We start from the raw sequence: 14,855 nt of genomic DNA, 5'->3' as shown, positions 1-14,855 counted from the left end.
AGGAAGGCACGAGGCGCAAACTCCAGACGCAATTTCCCCGCCGGCCCGTGCCCGATCCCACATCTTCGGGAGATCTCCATGCGCAGCATCGAAGAGATCGTCAGGGACGACGACGTCAACGACCTGACCAACCTTGGCCCCCGGCGCTACCGCGTCGCCGATTTCGAGATCACGTCCAGGCGGACGATCGAGGCGTTCGACAACCTGGTCCTGGACCCCTATTGCGGCCAGGGACGGGGAGCGCTGTCCGGCGGCCGGCACCGCTACCGCCGCTACGACGATTTCAGGATGACGTTCCGGGACGGCCGGTGGCATTGCGAGCTGCAGCCCCACAGGCCGTTCATCCAGTCGCCCCGGTTCAACCGGGCCGTCGGCGGCCTTCCCAGGCACCTGGAGCCGCTGGAGATCGATCCGAGCCCGGAGATGGACAGGCTGTTCAAGGCGTTCGGCTTCGACACGTCGCGCGAGTTCCACGCCAAGATCCACCAGATCCGCGTGATCACCAGCAGCGACATCCACGGCGTCGCCGTCGTCGAAGGGCCGCACCGGGACGGCCAGGAATGGCAGATCGTCGCGGTGTTCCAGCGCCACGACATCGTCGGCGGCGAAAGCCAGTTCCTGCCGAACGGCGGCGGCAAGCCCTTCTTCGCGCAGGTGCTCCAGCCCGGCCAGGCGGTGTGCAACGAGGACGCGGCGATGTGGCACAACGCGACCGACATCGCCCCCGCCGAGCCCGGCGGGACCGGCTACCGCGACATCTGGATCATCGCGACGAACCGGTGGGAGCACCGGCGCTACGGCGACGAGTTCGAGGCCGCGTCGCTCGGCGAAGGCAAGGCCGACTGGACGGCGTCCAGGCCCGAGGAGTCGCCGCAGGTGACGCCGCTGCGCTGACCCCGCGAAACGGCGCCGCCGAAAAGATGGCCGCCGAGAAGATGCCCGTCGAAACGATGCAAGGCACCCCCATGAGCATCCCGTCCGCAACCGCCGAGGAGGCCGGAACGATCCCGTCCGCGACATATGCCGCGGTCGCCGAGCGCTTCGGCACGCCGACCCACGTCCTGGACCTCGCCCGCATCGAGCGGAACTACCGGAACCTTCGCGGCGCCTTCGACGCGGCCGGGCTGCGCATGGACGTCCTGTACTCGGTCAAGACGAACTACATGCCGATCGTGCTGGGGCAGCTCAAGGCGCTCGGCGCCGGCATGGACGTGGTGTCGGGGTTCGAGCTGGACCTGGCGCTGCGCCTCGGCTTCGACGGCGCGGCCATCGTGTTCAACGGCCCGCACAAGACCGACGCCGAGATCGAGCGCGCGATGGAGGCCGGGGTGACGATCAACCTCGACGCGCCGGCCGAGGCGATGCGGGTCAACGCCGTCGCCCGCCGCCTCGGCCGGCGCGTGCCGGTCGGCCTGAGGGTCAATCCCGGGATCGGCATCTACCTGAGCGCCGATCCCAGCTACAACGCCCAGGCCGCGCAGGCGGCGCGCGAGTCGAAGTTCGGCCTCAGCCTCGCCGACGGCGCCGCGGCGGCCGCGGCCGAGCTGATCGCGTCGTGCGAGCACCTGTCCCTGGTCGGCCTGCATTGCCATGTCGGCTCGCAGATCACCGACGAGGCGGCGCTCGCATCGGCCATCGACGCGGTGCTGGCCTTCGGCGCGTCGCTGCGTCCCCGGCATCCGATCGCGGTGGTCAACATCGGCGGCGGCTTCGGCGTGCCCGGCATCCGGCGAACGCGGCGCGGCCTGCTCGGGCAGATGCTGGCGCTCCACGGCAGCGACGCGCTCGACGGCCAGAAGGACGGCTTCGACCTCGCGCTGTTCGCGCGCGCGCTGCGCGACGCCGTCGGCAGGCACGGCCTGGAGGACATCCGGCTGTGCTGCGAGCCGGGGCGGGCCATCGTCTCGGACGCGATGACGCTGCTATCGAGGGTCAGCAGCGTCAAGCGGAGCGGCGGCCTGGACTGGGTGATCGTGGACGCGGGGCTGAACCTGATGCCGACGATCGCCATGAACGAGGAGCACGCGATCCGCAGCCTGGTGCCGGACGGCGGCGCGATGAAGCCGTTCCGCGTCGCCGGGCCGATGTGCTACGAGGCCGACATCCTCGGCGCCTCCAGGATGCTGCCGGAAGCGACCGCCGAAGGCGACCTGGTCCTGATCGAGGATTCCGGCGCGTACACGGTGTCGCGATCGACCAACTTCATCCGGCCCCGCGCCCCGGTCGTCGCCATCGGGAACGGCGGGATGGAGCTGTGCTGGCGCCGCGAGGAGTTCGACGACATCTTCGCGTTCCACACGCCAACCTCCTTCTTCCCGGAGGCCCTGCATGGACGCTGACGCCGCGCGGGAGTTCCTGGCCCGGAACGGGGTGCGCTCGGTCTACGTCGCCTACAGCGACATCCACGGCGTGGTGCGCGGCAAGCGCTTTCCGCTCGCGGGCTTCGCCCGGATCGTCCGGGACGGCATGCGCAACTGCTGCGGCGTCTTCTCCAAGGACGCGACCGGCACTCCGGTCGAGGCGACCGGCATCCTGTGGGAGAACGGCGCCGACGACAACCAGATGCGGCCCTGCCTGGAGACGCTGGCGCTGGCGCCCTGGAGCCCGGACGCGGCGATCGTGCTGGCCGACGTGTTCGACGCCGACGGCTCCCCCCTGCCCCAGGCGCCGCGCCACGTCCTGCGCCGCGTCGTCGAGCGGTTCCGCGCGGCGACCGGCGCCGAGCCCGTCGTGGGGTGCGAGCTGGAGTTCACGGTGCAGCGCGCCGACGGCGTGCCGCCGTCGGCGGGGACCCAAGCCTACAGCCTGCAGCAGATGACGCTGGGAGGGCCGTTCCTGGACACGCTCGCCGCGGCGCTGGAGACCGCCGGCATCCCCGTCGGCAGCATCGCCGCCGAGAACTCCGACGGCCAGTTCGAGATCGGCCTCGACCACTGCGGCGCGCTGGCCCAGGCAGACCGCATGTTCCTGGCGAAGCACCTGGTGAAGGCGGTGGCGGCGGGCCATGGCTGGCGCGCCACCTTCATGGGCATGCCCGCGACCGGCGCCTCGCCCAACGGCCTGCACGTCAACCTGAGCCTGCGCGCGCATGGGGCCGACGGACCCGGCCGCACCCTCTTCGAGATGGCCGGGGGGCGCCCGAACCGGGCCATGGCCGGCGCGATCGCGGGGCTGCTCGCCCATTCCGACGACGCGCTCTCGCTGCTGCTGCCGACCTTGAACTCGTTCAAGGCCCCCTACGCCGACACCTTCTTCCCGCGCCAGGCGAGCTGGGGCCTCGACAACCGGAGCACGCTGGTGCGGGTGCCGGAGACCGAGGGGGAGGGCTGCCGGATCGAGTACCGCCTGCCGACCGCCGACGCGAACCCCTACCTCGCCGTGGCCACGGTGCTCGGCATGGTCGAGCGGGGACTGGCCGACGGCCGGGAGCTGCCCGCCGCCGTCGCCGGCAACGGCTTCGCAAGAACCGACCTGCCGCAGCTCGACTTCCACTTCGATCGCGCCCTCGACCGGCTGGCGGCGCGGGAATGGCTGCACGACCTTCTCGGCGCGGCGTTCACGCGCACCTTCCTGACGGTGAAGCGGGCCGAGAGCGAGAGGCTGCAGGCCGTCGTCACCGACTGGGAGAGGTCGACCTATGGCACCTTCCTTTGATACTTCGGCCGTCGAGGCCTCGGCCGCCGACGCCCCCGACGCCGGGGCGGGCGCGCCGGCCGAAGCGCTGGCGCCGACGATCATCCTGTGGGCCGTGCCGCGCAGCGTCTCGACGGCGTTCGAGCGGACCTTCGCGGCCCGCGGCGACTGCCGCGTCGTCCACGAGCCGTTCACGAGGTCCTACTATTTCAGCCGCCGCAGACGCTCGGCACGCTACGGCGACCAGCCGCACCTGGCGGCCCATGACGGGCACGAAGAGATCGGGGACGCGGCCCGGCAAGGCGGCGGCTCGGCCGTCTTCGTGAAGGAGCTCGCCTTCCAGGCGGCCCCCTACGCGTCGGACGCGCTGCTGCGCCGGGCCCGGCATTCCTTCATCATCCGGCACCCCTTCAACGTGCTGGCGTCCCTGCTGCCGCTCAAGCCGGACGCGAGCGAGGACGAGTTCGGGTTCGGGCCGCTGATGGAGATATGGGAGCGGGTCGCGGCGCTCTCCCCCGGGCAGGCGCCGCCCGTGGTCGACGGGGACCGCTTCCGCCGCGACCCGGCCGGCACGCTCGAGCGCTATTGCGAACGGCTCGGCCTGAGCTTCGAGCAGGGCTGCCTGTCCTGGCGGACCGGCCGGCTGCGGACCTGGAACGCGGACGAAGCGGAATCGCAGGCGAAATGGCACGCGACGCTGGAGGGAAGCACCGGCATCCTGCCGCCCGGCGAGACGCCTCGCGCCGAGATACCGGAGGCCTGGCGGCCCGCCTACGACCGGGCGCTCGCGGTGTACGAGAAGCTCGCCGCCCATGCCATCTGACCGGGATGGCGCGGCCCGGGACGCGTCGGGACGCGGCAACCCGCTCCGCACCCCGGCGTTCCATGTGCTCTGGGGGGCGATGTTCCTCAGCCAGACCGGCACGGCGCTGCTGCTGATCGGGCTGTCGACCGGGATCTACGAGGCGACCGGCTCCGCCCTGGCCGCGTCCATGGTGTTCGCGGCCCTGTGGCTGCTGCCGGTCCTGCTCGCCCCGGTGACCGCGCGCATCTGCGCCCGCCATCCGCCGCGCCGGGTCCTGATCGCGACGGAGGTCGCGGCGGCCCTGCTGTGCGCGCCGATCGGCATCGCCGCCGGCCTGAGCCTCGCGCCGGTCTTCGTCCTGCTGCTGGCGCGCGGCTTCTGCGAGGCGCAGATGAAGGCGGCGCGCGGCGTCGCGCTGAAGCTGTACATCGAGGACGACGCGATCGAGCAGGCGGCCTCGCTGAACACGACGGCGATGATCCTCGGCGCCGGCTTCGGAGCGCTGCTGTCGGCGCTGGTGGCGGCGGACTGGCCGTTGTGGCTCGTCGCCGGCACGACCTCCGGCCTGTATGCGGCATCCGCCGGCACCTATGTGCTGCTCGGCCCCAGCGGGCCGCCGACGAGCCGCGCGCCCGCCCGCGGCTGGGGCTTCTGGCGGGAGGTCGGCGAGCTTCTCGGCGCGACGCCGGCGCTGCGGCTGCCGTTCTGGTCGCTGCTGATCACCACGGCGGCCTACCAGGGCTACCATACGATCGCCCGGACGGCCTTCCCGCTCGGCCATCTCGAGGCCGACCGGTCGGCGGTCGCGGCGATGCAGGTCGGCACGATCGCCGCCACGGCGCTGGGCGCGGTGGCGGCGACGGCGTGGATCGCGTGGCGCCTGCGCCGGCCGGCCCCGTGGATGCTGTTCGCCGCGACGTCGGCCTGCCTGCTGCTGCCGTGGCAGGTCGGCCGGGGGCCGTCGGCCTTCCTGGCCTATTGGGCGTTCATGGCCGTCTTCGAGCTGTCCTTCTCGCTGTTCCAGGCCAGGCTGATGAAGGCCTGCCCGCGCGATGCGATCGCCACCGTGTCGACCGCGAGCGGGATGGCCGGGCTCGCGGCCATGGCGTCGGTCGTCGTGGCCGGCAGCATGGGGGCGGACGCCGCCGGGCTGGAGGCGACGGCATGGGGCATCGCGGTCGCGGCGCTCGTGCTGGGTGCCGGCATCCAGTGCCGGGCAAGGCCGTCCGTGCAGCCGGGCTGACGAAGCGCAGGAGACCGAAGCCATGGCCGCGCGCCGCCACATCGTCCTGGTCGACGCCAACTACTGGGGTTTGAACCTGATACCGGCCGCCAAGCGGCTCGGCTACCGCGTCACCTTCGTGCGCTCCCGGGACGACAGCAAGTACCCGGAAGATTTGGCCGGAAGCCTGATCCCGCTCGCCGACGCCGTGATCGAGGTGCCCGTCACGGCCGAGGAGGAGGCGCTGGAGGGCGCACTGCGCGACGCCGGGAAGGCGCAGCCCGTCGACGGCGCGGTGACGTTCCTCGACGTCGCGCTCGAGCCGCTCGCGACCGTCGCGGAGCGCCTGGGCATCCCCTTCACGGCGCGGGGCGCCGTGGCGACGGTCCGGCGCAAGGACCATGCCCGGGCGGCGCTGGAGCGGGCCGGCATCGCGGGCACCGCCTACGGCACGGCCAGCGACCTCGCGACCGCGCGCGAGGTCGCGGCGCGCGTCGGCTACCCGCTGTTCCTGAAGCCGGCCGCCGGCACCAGCAGCCTGATGGCGGCGCGCGTCGACGACGAGGCGGCGCTGGAGCGGGCCTTCGCGGCGGTGGAGGCCGGACGGGCGCATCTCGGCCCGCTCGACCGCCTGCTTGACACCCGCACGCTGCTGCTGGAGCGGCGCCTGGAAGGCCCGCTGGTCTCGGTCGAGCTCGGGGTCGCAGGGGGGCGGTCCCTGCCCTTCATGGTCTCCGGCCGCAAGCGCGCGCAGTACGACGAAGCGATGGAACTGGGCGCGACGATGCCAGCGCAGATCGACGAGGCGACTCGCCGCGATGTCGTGGACCACGCGCGGACGGCCGTCGAGGCGCTGGGGCTGGACCTCGGCCTGTTCCATGTCGAGGTCATCGTGACGCCCGAGGGGCCGCGCCTGCTCGAGGCGAACGCGCGCCTGATGGGGGCGCTGATGCCGCTGCTGTACCGGAACCTCACCGGCGCCGACATCTACGAGAGCGCGGCCCGCATCCATGTCGGCGACCCCGCCGACCCGCCCGCCCCGCCCCCCGGCATGGCCGCCGTGTCCCGCTGCATCGCCAGCCGCCACGACGCGGTGGTCGCACGCGCGCCGGACCTGGCGTGGCTCGACGACCATCGCGAGCATCTGCGGCTGTTCCGGCTCAAGGCGGAGCCGGGGCAGGTCGTCCGCGCCTATGCCGGCAGCCAGAAGCAGCAGATCTTCGGCTTCCTCCAGGTCGCCGGCGAGGGCGGCGCGCGCATGGAGGCCCTGGCGGACGCGATCGTCGCCCGCCTGTCCGAGGAACTCGGGATCGAACTCGCGACCTGACCACGTGTTTCCATGAGACGGCCGTGACGGCCGACACTGCGCGCCGCTGCCGCCCGGCCTATGCCTTGCGCGTCCCGGCCTCGCCAAAGGGCGTAACAAACCGTAACAAAAGGTGATTTGTTGGTGCGGCTCCGACTTGTTAGCTAGTACGTGTGTCTCGGGTTCGCCTCTATCCGAGCACGGCGCCGACAAATTTCTCCCATTACCGAAGGTCGCCCGTGTCCACTCTCAGCCAGATGTCACAGATGCCGGTCCAGCACACCCTCAAGTCCGCTATTCACTGCACGGGTGTCGGCCTGCACAGCGGCGCGAAGGTGTCGATGACGCTGGCGCCGGCGGATGCCGACACCGGCATCACCTTCGTGCGCACGGATCTGCCGCGGGACCGGGCCGTCGTGCCGGCCCGGTGGGACGCGGTGATCGACACCCGGCTGTGCACCGTCGTCGGCAACGAGGCGGGCACCACGATCGGGACGGTCGAGCACCTGATGGCGGCGCTGCGCGGCTGCGGCGTGGACAACGCCGTGATCGAGCTGGACGGCGCCGAGGTCCCGATCATGGACGGCAGCGCCGGCCCTTTCGTGTTCCTGATCGAATGCGCGGGCCTGCTCGCGCAGTCCTCCACCCGGCGCTTCGTGCGCGTGCTGAAGGAAGTGACCGTCGGCGACGGGGAGAAGCACGCCACGCTCAGCCCCTCGCCCGGCAGCACCTTCAGCTTCGAGATCGACTTCTCGAGCGCCGCCGTGGCCCGGCAGGAAGGCTTCGTCGAGCTCGACCGGACCACGTTCAAGAACGACGTCGCGCGGGCCCGCACCTTCGGCTTCCTCCACGAGGTCGACCACATGCGCCGCATGGGGCTGGCGCGCGGCGGTTCGCTCGACAACGCGATCGTCATCAGCGGCGACCGCATCCTGAACGAGGGCGGCCTGCGCTTCCCGGACGAGTTCGTGCGCCACAAGATCCTCGACGGCATCGGCGACCTGTACCTCGCCGGCGCGCCCATCCTCGGCCATTTCCACGGCCGCCGCTCCGGCCACGCGCTCAACAACCTGGTCCTGCGCGCGCTCTTCGCCGACAGCTCGGCCTGGACGCTCGCGCAGGCCGAGGACGAGGACACGCTGTCCGGGGCCTGGAGCTCGTCCAAGGTCGCCGCCTGCGCCTGAACCGTCCGGGCCCGCCCGGGCCCGAACCGGCGACGCCGCGCCAAAGCTTGTTCCCGCCAGGGCGGGGCGTGCTATATAGGCCGCACCGTCAGCAGCCGTCATGACTCCGAAATGATCAATTCCCGTGCCGCGCTCCGCCTCGTCGCCGGCCCCTGGCTCGCAGTCGCGCTGACCGCCGGACTGGCGGCATGCTCCTCGACCGACGAGGAGGAGCCGTATGTCGAGCGGCCGGTGGAGCGCATCTACGAAGACGCCACGACAGCCATCGACCAGGAGGACTTCGGCGACGCCGCCCGGCTGTTCGACGAGGTCGAACGCCAGCACCCGTACTCCCAGTGGGCGACGCGCGCCCAGGTGATGGCGGCCTTCTCGCACTACCAGGCGCTCGAGTACGACGACGCGATCATCGCGCTCGACCGGTTCATCCAGCTCCATCCCGGCAGCGAGCTGACGCCCTACGCCTATTACCTGAAGGCGCTTTCCTACTACGAGCAGATCACCGACGTCCGCAGGGACCAGCGGATCACCGAGCTCGCCCTCAGCGCGCTGGGCGAGGTGGTCCGGCGCTTCCCCGACACGCCCTACGCGCGCGACGCGAGCCTGAAGATCGACCTGACGAACGACCATCTCGCCGGCAAGGAGATGGAGATCGGGCGCTACTATCTCGGGCAGGGCCACTACAACGCCGCGATCGGGCGGTTCCGGACCGTGGTCGAGCGGTACCAGACCACGAGCCACGTCCCCGAGGCGCTGCACCGCCTGACCGAGGCCTATCTGGCGCTGGGCATCGTCGACGAGGCGAAGGCCGCCGCCGCCGTCCTCGGGCACAACTTCCCCGGCAGCGAGTGGTACATCGACAGCTACGCCCTGCTCGTCGACGCCAATGTCCGGCCGGAACGGCCGGGCAGCGGCTCCTGGCTGAGCAGGGCGTGGAACTTCGTGTTCTGACGGCATCATGCTCGTCGCCCTCTCGATCCGGGACGTCGTCCTGATCGAACGCCTCGGCCTGTCGCCGAGGCCCGGCCTGTGCGTCCTGACCGGCGAGACCGGCGCCGGCAAGTCGATCCTGCTCGACTCGCTGGGCCTGGCGCTGGGTGCCCGCGCCGACAGCGGTCTGGTGCGCCACGGCGCCGACCAGGCCTCCGTCACGGCGGAGTTCGACCTGGCTCCCGGCCATGGCGCCGTCGACATCCTGCGCGAGCAGGGGCTCGACGTCGAGGACACGCTGGTCCTGCGCCGCGTGCTGACCGCGGACGGCCGCTCGCGCGCCTTCGTCAACGACCAGGCGGTCGGCGTCGGGCTGCTGCGCCGCATCGGCGAGACGCTGGTCGAGGTGCACGGGCAGTTCGAGACGCACGGCCTGCTCAACGCCCAGACGCACAGGGGCGTGCTCGACGCCTATGCCGGCCTGGCACTCGACGCCGAGCGGGTCGCCGCGGCGTGGCGGGCCTGGCGCCAGGTGGAGGCCGCGCGCGAGCAGGCGGCCGCCGACGCGGCCCGGGCGCGGGCGGAGGAGGAGTATCTCCGCCATGCCGTCGCCGAGCTGGACGCCCTCGACCCCCGGGAGGGGGAGGAGGAAGAGCTCGCCCAGACCCGGACCGTGCTGATGCACCGCGAGAAGGTGGTCGAGGCGATGAGCGCGGCGCATGCCGAGCTTGCGGGCGAACGCGGCGCCGAGCGCGCGGTCGCGGGCGCGATGCGCATGCTCGGCCGCATCGCCGACAAGGCCGGCGGCCGGCTCGACCCGGTGGTGGCAGCGCTCGACCGCGCGGGTGCCGAGCTGGCCGAGGCGACGGCCGCCCTCGAGGCCGCGTCGAGCGACGTCGATCTCGACCCGCGCGCGCTGGAGAAGCTGGAGGAGCGGCTGTTCGCGCTGCGCGCGGCCGCGCGCAAGCACCAGACCGACGCCGACACCCTGCCCGGCCTGCGCGAGGACATGGGCCGCCGGCTGGCCCTGATCGAGGACCAGGGCGGCCAGCTCGGCCAGCTCGCCCGCAAGGCGGAGCTGACGCGCGCCGAGTACCTGGGCGCGGCCGAGGCCCTGATGGGGCGGCGGCGCGACGCCGCGGCCGGCCTGGACGCCGCCGTCGCCGCCGAGCTGCCGCCGCTCAAGCTCGACAAGGCCCGCTTCTCGACCCAGGTCGAGCGGATCGCCGACGAGGGCGGATGGGGCCCCGACGGCATCGACCGGGTGCAGTTCCAGGTCGCGACCAATCCGGGCTCGCCCCCCGGCCCGCTGAACCGGATCGCGTCCGGCGGCGAGCTCGCGCGCTTCATGCTGGCGCTCAAGGTCGTGCTGGCCCAGGTCGGCACCGTGCCGACCCTGGTCTTCGACGAGGTCGACACCGGCATCGGCGGCGCCGTCGCCGACGCAGTGGGCGAGCGCCTGGCGCGGCTGGGCCGCGACCTGCAGGTGCTGGTCGTGACCCACAGCCCGCAGGTCGCCGCCCGCGGGGCGCATCACTGGCGCGTGCAGAAGGCGGCGCAGGGCGACCGAGTCGCGACCACGGTCGTCCAGCTCTCCGAGGAGGAGCGGCGGGAGGAGATCGCCCGCATGCTGTCGGGCGCCAGCATCACCCAGGCGGCGCGCGCCGCCGCCGACAGCCTGATCGCCGGCCGCGGCTGAACGCCGCGAAACCGTTGCGGGCGCGGCGTCGCCCGCTATCCTGCTGCTGCGCGCCCCGCTTCGGCGGTACCGCTTTCGTCCCAGACCCGAGACCGACATGGCAGACGTGACGCTTCGCGACATCCCGGTGGAAGACCTGAGCCCGGATCAGGCCGCGGCGGAGCTGGAGGCGCTGGCCGCCGAGATCGCGCGTCACGACAGCCTGTACCACCAGCAGGACGCGCCGGCGATCACCGACGCCGCCTACGACGCGCTGCGCCGGCGCAGCGACACGATCGAGCTGCGCTTCCCCGAGCTGCGCCGCGACGACAGCCCGTCCCTGAAGGTCGGGGCGGCCCCGGCCGCCGGGTTCCGCAAGGTTCCCCATGCGGTGCCGATGCTGTCGCTGGCGAACGCCTTCGACCCCGACGAGGCGGCGGAGTTCGTGGCCCGCATCCAGCGCTTCTTGAACCTGAAGGAGGACGAGGACGTCGAGCTGGTCGCGGAGCCGAAGATCGACGGCCTGTCCTGCTCGCTGCGCTACGAGGGCGGGCGGCTCGTGCTCGCCGCCACCCGGGGCGACGGCACCGAGGGCGAGGACGTCACCAACAACGTGCGCACCATCGCGGACGTGCCCCAGACCCTCGCCGCCCCGTTCCCGGCGGTGCTGGAGGTCCGGGGCGAGGTCTACATGGACCGCGACGAGTTCATGCGCCTCAACGAGCGCCGGCTCGCCAAGGGCGAACCGATCTTCGCCAACCCCCGCAACGCCGCCGCCGGCAGCCTGCGCCAGCTCGACCCGCGGATCACGGCCGAGCGGCCGCTGGGGTTCTTCGGCTATTCCTGGGGCGACACGTCGGAACGCCTCGCCCCGACCCAATGGGAGGCGCGCCAGCGGCTGCATGCCCTGGGCTTCCGGCTCAACGAGCCGAGCCGGCTATGCCGCGGCACGGCCGAGCTGCTCGCCTATTACGAGGAGATCCAGGCCGCGCGCCCCGCGCTGCCCTTCGACATCGACGGCGTCGTCTACAAGGTGAACCGGTTCGACTGGCAGGACCGCCTCGGCTTCGTCAGCCGCGCCCCGCGCTGGGCGACCGCGCACAAGTTCCCGGCCGAGCAGGCGCAGACCCGCCTGAAGGCGATCACGATCCAGGTCGGGCGGACCGGCGCGCTGACGCCGGTCGCCGACCTGGAGCCGGTGACGGTCGGCGGCGTCGTCGTCAGCCGCGCGACGCTGCACAACGAGGACGAGATCGCCCGCAAGGACGTCCGGGTCGGCGACCAGGTCGTCGTGCAGCGCGCGGGCGACGTCATCCCGCAGATCGTGCGCGTCGTCGAGGACCTGCGGCCCGACGGCAGCGAGCCCTACGTCTTCCCCGACGCCTGCCCGGTATGCGGCAGCGCCGCGGTGCGCGAGGAGGGCGAGGTGGTCCGGCGCTGCACCGGCGGCCTCGTCTGCGGCGCGCAGGCGGTGGAGCGGCTGCGCCACTTCGTCTCGCGCGACGCCTTCGACATCGAGGGGCTGGGCGACAAGATCATCCGCCAGTTCTGGGACGAGAGCATGGTCCGGCGCCCCGGCGACCTGTTCCGCCTGCGCGAGCGCGACCGGGGCAGCCTGACCCGGCTGAAGAACCGCGACGGCTGGGGCGAACGCTCCGCCGCGAAGCTGTTCGACAGCATCGACGCGCGCCGGGAGATCCCGCTGGACCGGTTCGTCTTCGCGCTCGGCATCCGCCAGGTCGGGCAGGCGACGGCGAAGCTGCTGGCGCGGCACTACCATTCCCTCGACCATCTGCGCGAGTGCCTGGAGCAGGCGCAGGTCCACGGCTCGGAGGCGTATGGCGACCTGATCAACATCGAGGGCATCGGCCCGTCGGTCGCGGCCGACCTCCTCGCCTTCTTCGGCGAGCCGCACAACAAGGAGGTCCTGGACGACCTGCTGGCGGCGGGCGTGCGGGTCCAGGACTACGTCCCGCCCAAGGCCGTCGCCTCGCCGATCGCCGGCAAGACCGTCGTCTTCACCGGCACGCTGGAGACCGTGACGCGCAGCGAGGCGAAGGCGCGGGCGGAATCGCTGGGCGCCAAGGTCGCCGGCTCGGTCTCCGCCAAGACCGACTACGTCGTCGTTGGGGCCGATGCCGGCAGCAAGGCGGCCAAGGCCCGCGAGCTCGGCGTCGAGACGCTGAGCGAGCAGGAGTGGCTGGCCCTGGTCGGCGGGTAACGGGTCGGCGGGTAACGGGTCGGCGGGTGAAGCTGGGCGGTATCAGCCGAACAGGGCGTCGATCTCGGCCTGGCTGATCATGCCCTTCTCGGGCTCGGCCTCGTGGGGGCCGTGCAGGTCCAGCTCGCCGTCCTTCTTCGCGAGGCCCGGCGGCAGGGGCATCAGCTCGAATTCCTTGCGGTTCCAGACGCCCATCATCGCCTCGACCCGCTCCTCGATGAAGGAGAGCGCGCGGACGACCTTGTTGATCCGCTGGCCGGTCAGGTCCTGGAAATTGCAGGCCTCGTAGATGCGGACGATCAGGTCGTTCATGTCGTTGACGCGCGAGGACTGGTAGCCCTCCGGCAACTGGGCGCGGAGTTCCTGGACGATCTCGTCCATCTCCTCGGCGCATTGCATGATCGCGTTGGTGGCCCCTTCCGTCGCGGAGACCACCGCCGTCAGCTCCTCCGAGGCCTGCTGGAACTTGTCCTCGTTGGCGAGCGGATGGCGCAGCGCCGCCATCTCGGCCTTGGTCGCCTTGATGCGGCCCGCGATGTCGGAGATCTCGATCTGGATCTTTTCGATCTCGGTGTGGTCGGCGGCGATGAAGCGGTCGAACTTGCCGCTGAGCTGGGCGATCGCGTCGAGCACCGCCGAGTGGTCGACGGCCAAGGCCGCCGGCAGCGCGGCGTCCCGCCCCGCGTCCATGGCGGCCGGCGCGGCGGCCCCGCCCGCCTGGGCGCCCGCATGGACGCCGGCCTGGGCCCGCTTGAGCTGCAGCTCCGCCATGAACGGCTTGCGGCGGGACTGTCCGTTGGTGGAACCGCTCATGCCTTCGACCTTCGCCGCGAGATCATCGTCCGCCCCGGGCTCGGCGGCGGTTCGTAAGCTCAGGATAGGTTCGGCCCGTTACCATTTTACTAAATGCCGAGGCAGTACGGGCCGATGCACCCGGGCCGATACACCTGGGAGATCAGCCGAACAGCGCGTCGATGGCCGACTGGTCCAGGGGCTGCGGGTTCGCCTGCGCGGGCTCGGGGGTCGGCGCCTTCGGCTGGGGCGCCGCCGCCTTCGGCTTGGCCGCCTTCGGCTGAGCCGGGGGCGGCGGGGGCGGCGCGGCCGCGACCGGTTCGTCCTCGGGTTCCGGCTCGGCCTCCACCTCTTCGGGAGCGGCGTCGAGGCCGGCGAAGAGTGCATCGACGTCGGCTTGGCTGACGCCCTGCCCCGGCAGCGCCGGGCCGGACAGCAGATGGGCGTCCGGCCGGCCGTCGCGCAGCTCGCCGTCGGCCGCGTCCGCGGTCAGGGAGATCCCCTCGATGCCCCAGATCTGGATCATCGCGCTGATCCGGTGCTCGATGTAGCGGAGCGCGTTGATCACCTTGCTGGTGCGCTGGCCGGTCAGGTCCTGGAACGAGCAGGCGGTGAAGATGCTGGTGATCTCCGCCTCCATGTCGCCGCATAGCTGCTCGTCCGCGCCGGAGCGGCGCAGGCGCGTGGTCAGCTCCATCAGGCGTTCGGCCGAGTTGAGGATGTCGAACGACGCCCGCTCGGTCGAGGTCACGATCGCATCCAGCTCGTTGGTCGCGGTCAGGATCTTGTTGTTGCCGTTGTCGGGCGGCTTGAGGGCCGCGACTTCGCGCCGGGCCTTCTCGATCGAACCCGCCATCTCGAGCAGCTCGCGCCGCAGGACGGCCAGGTGCTGCGCGGTGGACGCGACGCCCTGCTGGTTCGTCAGGATGCTCCGGAGCCCGCCGAGCACCTCGCGGATCTCCTCCGTCGCGGCACCCTGCGCACGCCGCGCGAAACGCCGGAGAAACGCCCGTCCCTTGGCGGAGCGGGATATCGTCTCCTCGATGTCGTCGAATTCCTCGTCGGTCAGGTGGACGGCCCGCTCCAA

The 14,855-nt window shown here is 72.0% G+C and carries 12 protein-coding genes; 10 read left to right on the top strand and 2 right to left on the bottom strand.

The window, feature by feature from the left end:
* Positions 1-78: 78 nt before the first annotated feature.
* The 10 genes from VGO20_RS09355 to ligA all read left to right on the top strand — a co-directional run bounded on the left by VGO20_RS09355 (position 79) and on the right by ligA (position 12,976).
* Positions 79-894 carry a 2OG-Fe dioxygenase family protein gene (locus VGO20_RS09355; protein ID WP_327502059.1) on the top strand — a complete coding sequence of 272 codons (816 nt, stop codon included), beginning with the start codon at positions 79-81 and terminating at the stop codon, positions 892-894.
* A 71-nt stretch (positions 895-965) separates the two neighbouring features.
* Positions 966-2,339: a diaminopimelate decarboxylase family protein gene (locus VGO20_RS09350; RefSeq protein ID WP_327502058.1), complete on the top strand. Its 1,374-nt coding sequence runs from the start codon at positions 966-968 to the stop codon at positions 2,337-2,339.
* Positions 2,329-3,654: a glutamine synthetase family protein gene (locus VGO20_RS09345; protein ID WP_327502057.1), complete on the top strand. Its 1,326-nt coding sequence runs from the start codon at positions 2,329-2,331 to the stop codon at positions 3,652-3,654. Before VGO20_RS09350 ends, VGO20_RS09345 begins: the two co-directional genes overlap by 11 nt.
* A complete protein-coding gene (locus VGO20_RS09340) occupies positions 3,638-4,456 on the top strand; it encodes a sulfotransferase-like domain-containing protein (protein WP_327502056.1) in 819 nt (272 codons plus the stop codon). The genes VGO20_RS09345 and VGO20_RS09340 overlap by 17 nt, the downstream gene beginning before the upstream one ends.
* A complete protein-coding gene (locus tag VGO20_RS09335) occupies positions 4,446-5,681 on the top strand; it encodes an MFS transporter (protein WP_327502055.1) in 1,236 nt (411 codons plus the stop codon). Before VGO20_RS09340 ends, VGO20_RS09335 begins: the two co-directional genes overlap by 11 nt.
* 22 nt (positions 5,682-5,703) lie before the next feature.
* Entirely contained in the window at positions 5,704-6,987 is a 1,284-nt protein-coding gene (locus tag VGO20_RS09330; protein WP_327502054.1) for an ATP-grasp domain-containing protein, read from the top strand.
* A gap of 218 nt (positions 6,988-7,205) precedes the next feature.
* Positions 7,206-8,150 carry a UDP-3-O-acyl-N-acetylglucosamine deacetylase gene (gene lpxC / locus VGO20_RS09325; protein ID WP_327502053.1) on the top strand — a complete coding sequence of 315 codons (945 nt, stop codon included), beginning with the start codon at positions 7,206-7,208 and terminating at the stop codon, positions 8,148-8,150.
* 111 nt (positions 8,151-8,261) lie between these two features.
* On the top strand, positions 8,262-9,098 hold the full coding sequence (locus VGO20_RS09320; protein WP_327502052.1) for an outer membrane protein assembly factor BamD: 837 nt from the start codon (positions 8,262-8,264) through the stop codon (positions 9,096-9,098).
* 7 nt (positions 9,099-9,105) lie between these two features.
* A complete protein-coding gene (recN, locus tag VGO20_RS09315; protein ID WP_327502051.1) occupies positions 9,106-10,776 on the top strand; it encodes a DNA repair protein RecN in 1,671 nt (556 codons plus the stop codon).
* Positions 10,777-10,873: 97 nt separating this feature from the next.
* Positions 10,874-12,976 (top strand): NAD-dependent DNA ligase LigA, encoded by a 2,103-nt coding sequence (gene ligA / locus VGO20_RS09310; protein ID WP_327502050.1) that lies wholly within the window; start codon positions 10,874-10,876, stop codon positions 12,974-12,976.
* A gap of 42 nt (positions 12,977-13,018) precedes the next feature.
* Here the strand turns inward: ligA and VGO20_RS09305 are convergent, their stop codons facing one another.
* A complete protein-coding gene (locus VGO20_RS09305; RefSeq protein WP_327502049.1) occupies positions 13,019-13,789 on the bottom strand; it encodes a hypothetical protein in 771 nt (256 codons plus the stop codon).
* A gap of 142 nt (positions 13,790-13,931) precedes the next feature.
* Positions 13,932-14,855, bottom strand: a complete 924-nt coding sequence (locus VGO20_RS09300) for a hypothetical protein (RefSeq protein WP_327502048.1) — start codon at positions 14,853-14,855, stop codon at positions 13,932-13,934.

It is taken from the genome of Arenibaculum sp., assembly GCF_035998295.1.
Lineage (GTDB): Bacteria > Pseudomonadota > Alphaproteobacteria > Azospirillales > Azospirillaceae > DASYHS01.
This window is presented reverse-complemented; position numbering and strand designations above follow the sequence as displayed.

What these genes read in the sequence shown, in the direction of transcription:
- VGO20_RS09335 (WP_327502055.1), top strand. Translation starts at nt 4,446, where the DNA reads ATGCCATCTGACCGGGATGGCGCGGCCCGGGACGCGTCGGGACGCGGC.
- VGO20_RS09350 (WP_327502058.1), top strand. Translation starts at nt 966, where the DNA reads ATGAGCATCCCGTCCGCAACCGCCGAGGAGGCCGGAACGATCCCGTCC.
- VGO20_RS09305 (WP_327502049.1), bottom strand. Translation starts at nt 13,789, where the DNA reads ATGAGCGGTTCCACCAACGGACAGTCCCGCCGCAAGCCGTTCATGGCG.
- VGO20_RS09345 (WP_327502057.1), top strand. Translation starts at nt 2,329, where the DNA reads ATGGACGCTGACGCCGCGCGGGAGTTCCTGGCCCGGAACGGGGTGCGC.
- ligA (WP_327502050.1), top strand. Translation starts at nt 10,874, where the DNA reads ATGGCAGACGTGACGCTTCGCGACATCCCGGTGGAAGACCTGAGCCCG.
- VGO20_RS09320 (WP_327502052.1), top strand. Translation starts at nt 8,262, where the DNA reads ATGATCAATTCCCGTGCCGCGCTCCGCCTCGTCGCCGGCCCCTGGCTC.
- VGO20_RS09330 (WP_327502054.1), top strand. Translation starts at nt 5,704, where the DNA reads ATGGCCGCGCGCCGCCACATCGTCCTGGTCGACGCCAACTACTGGGGT.
- VGO20_RS09355 (WP_327502059.1), top strand. Translation starts at nt 79, where the DNA reads ATGCGCAGCATCGAAGAGATCGTCAGGGACGACGACGTCAACGACCTG.
- VGO20_RS09340 (WP_327502056.1), top strand. Translation starts at nt 3,638, where the DNA reads ATGGCACCTTCCTTTGATACTTCGGCCGTCGAGGCCTCGGCCGCCGAC.
- recN (WP_327502051.1), top strand. Translation starts at nt 9,106, where the DNA reads ATGCTCGTCGCCCTCTCGATCCGGGACGTCGTCCTGATCGAACGCCTC.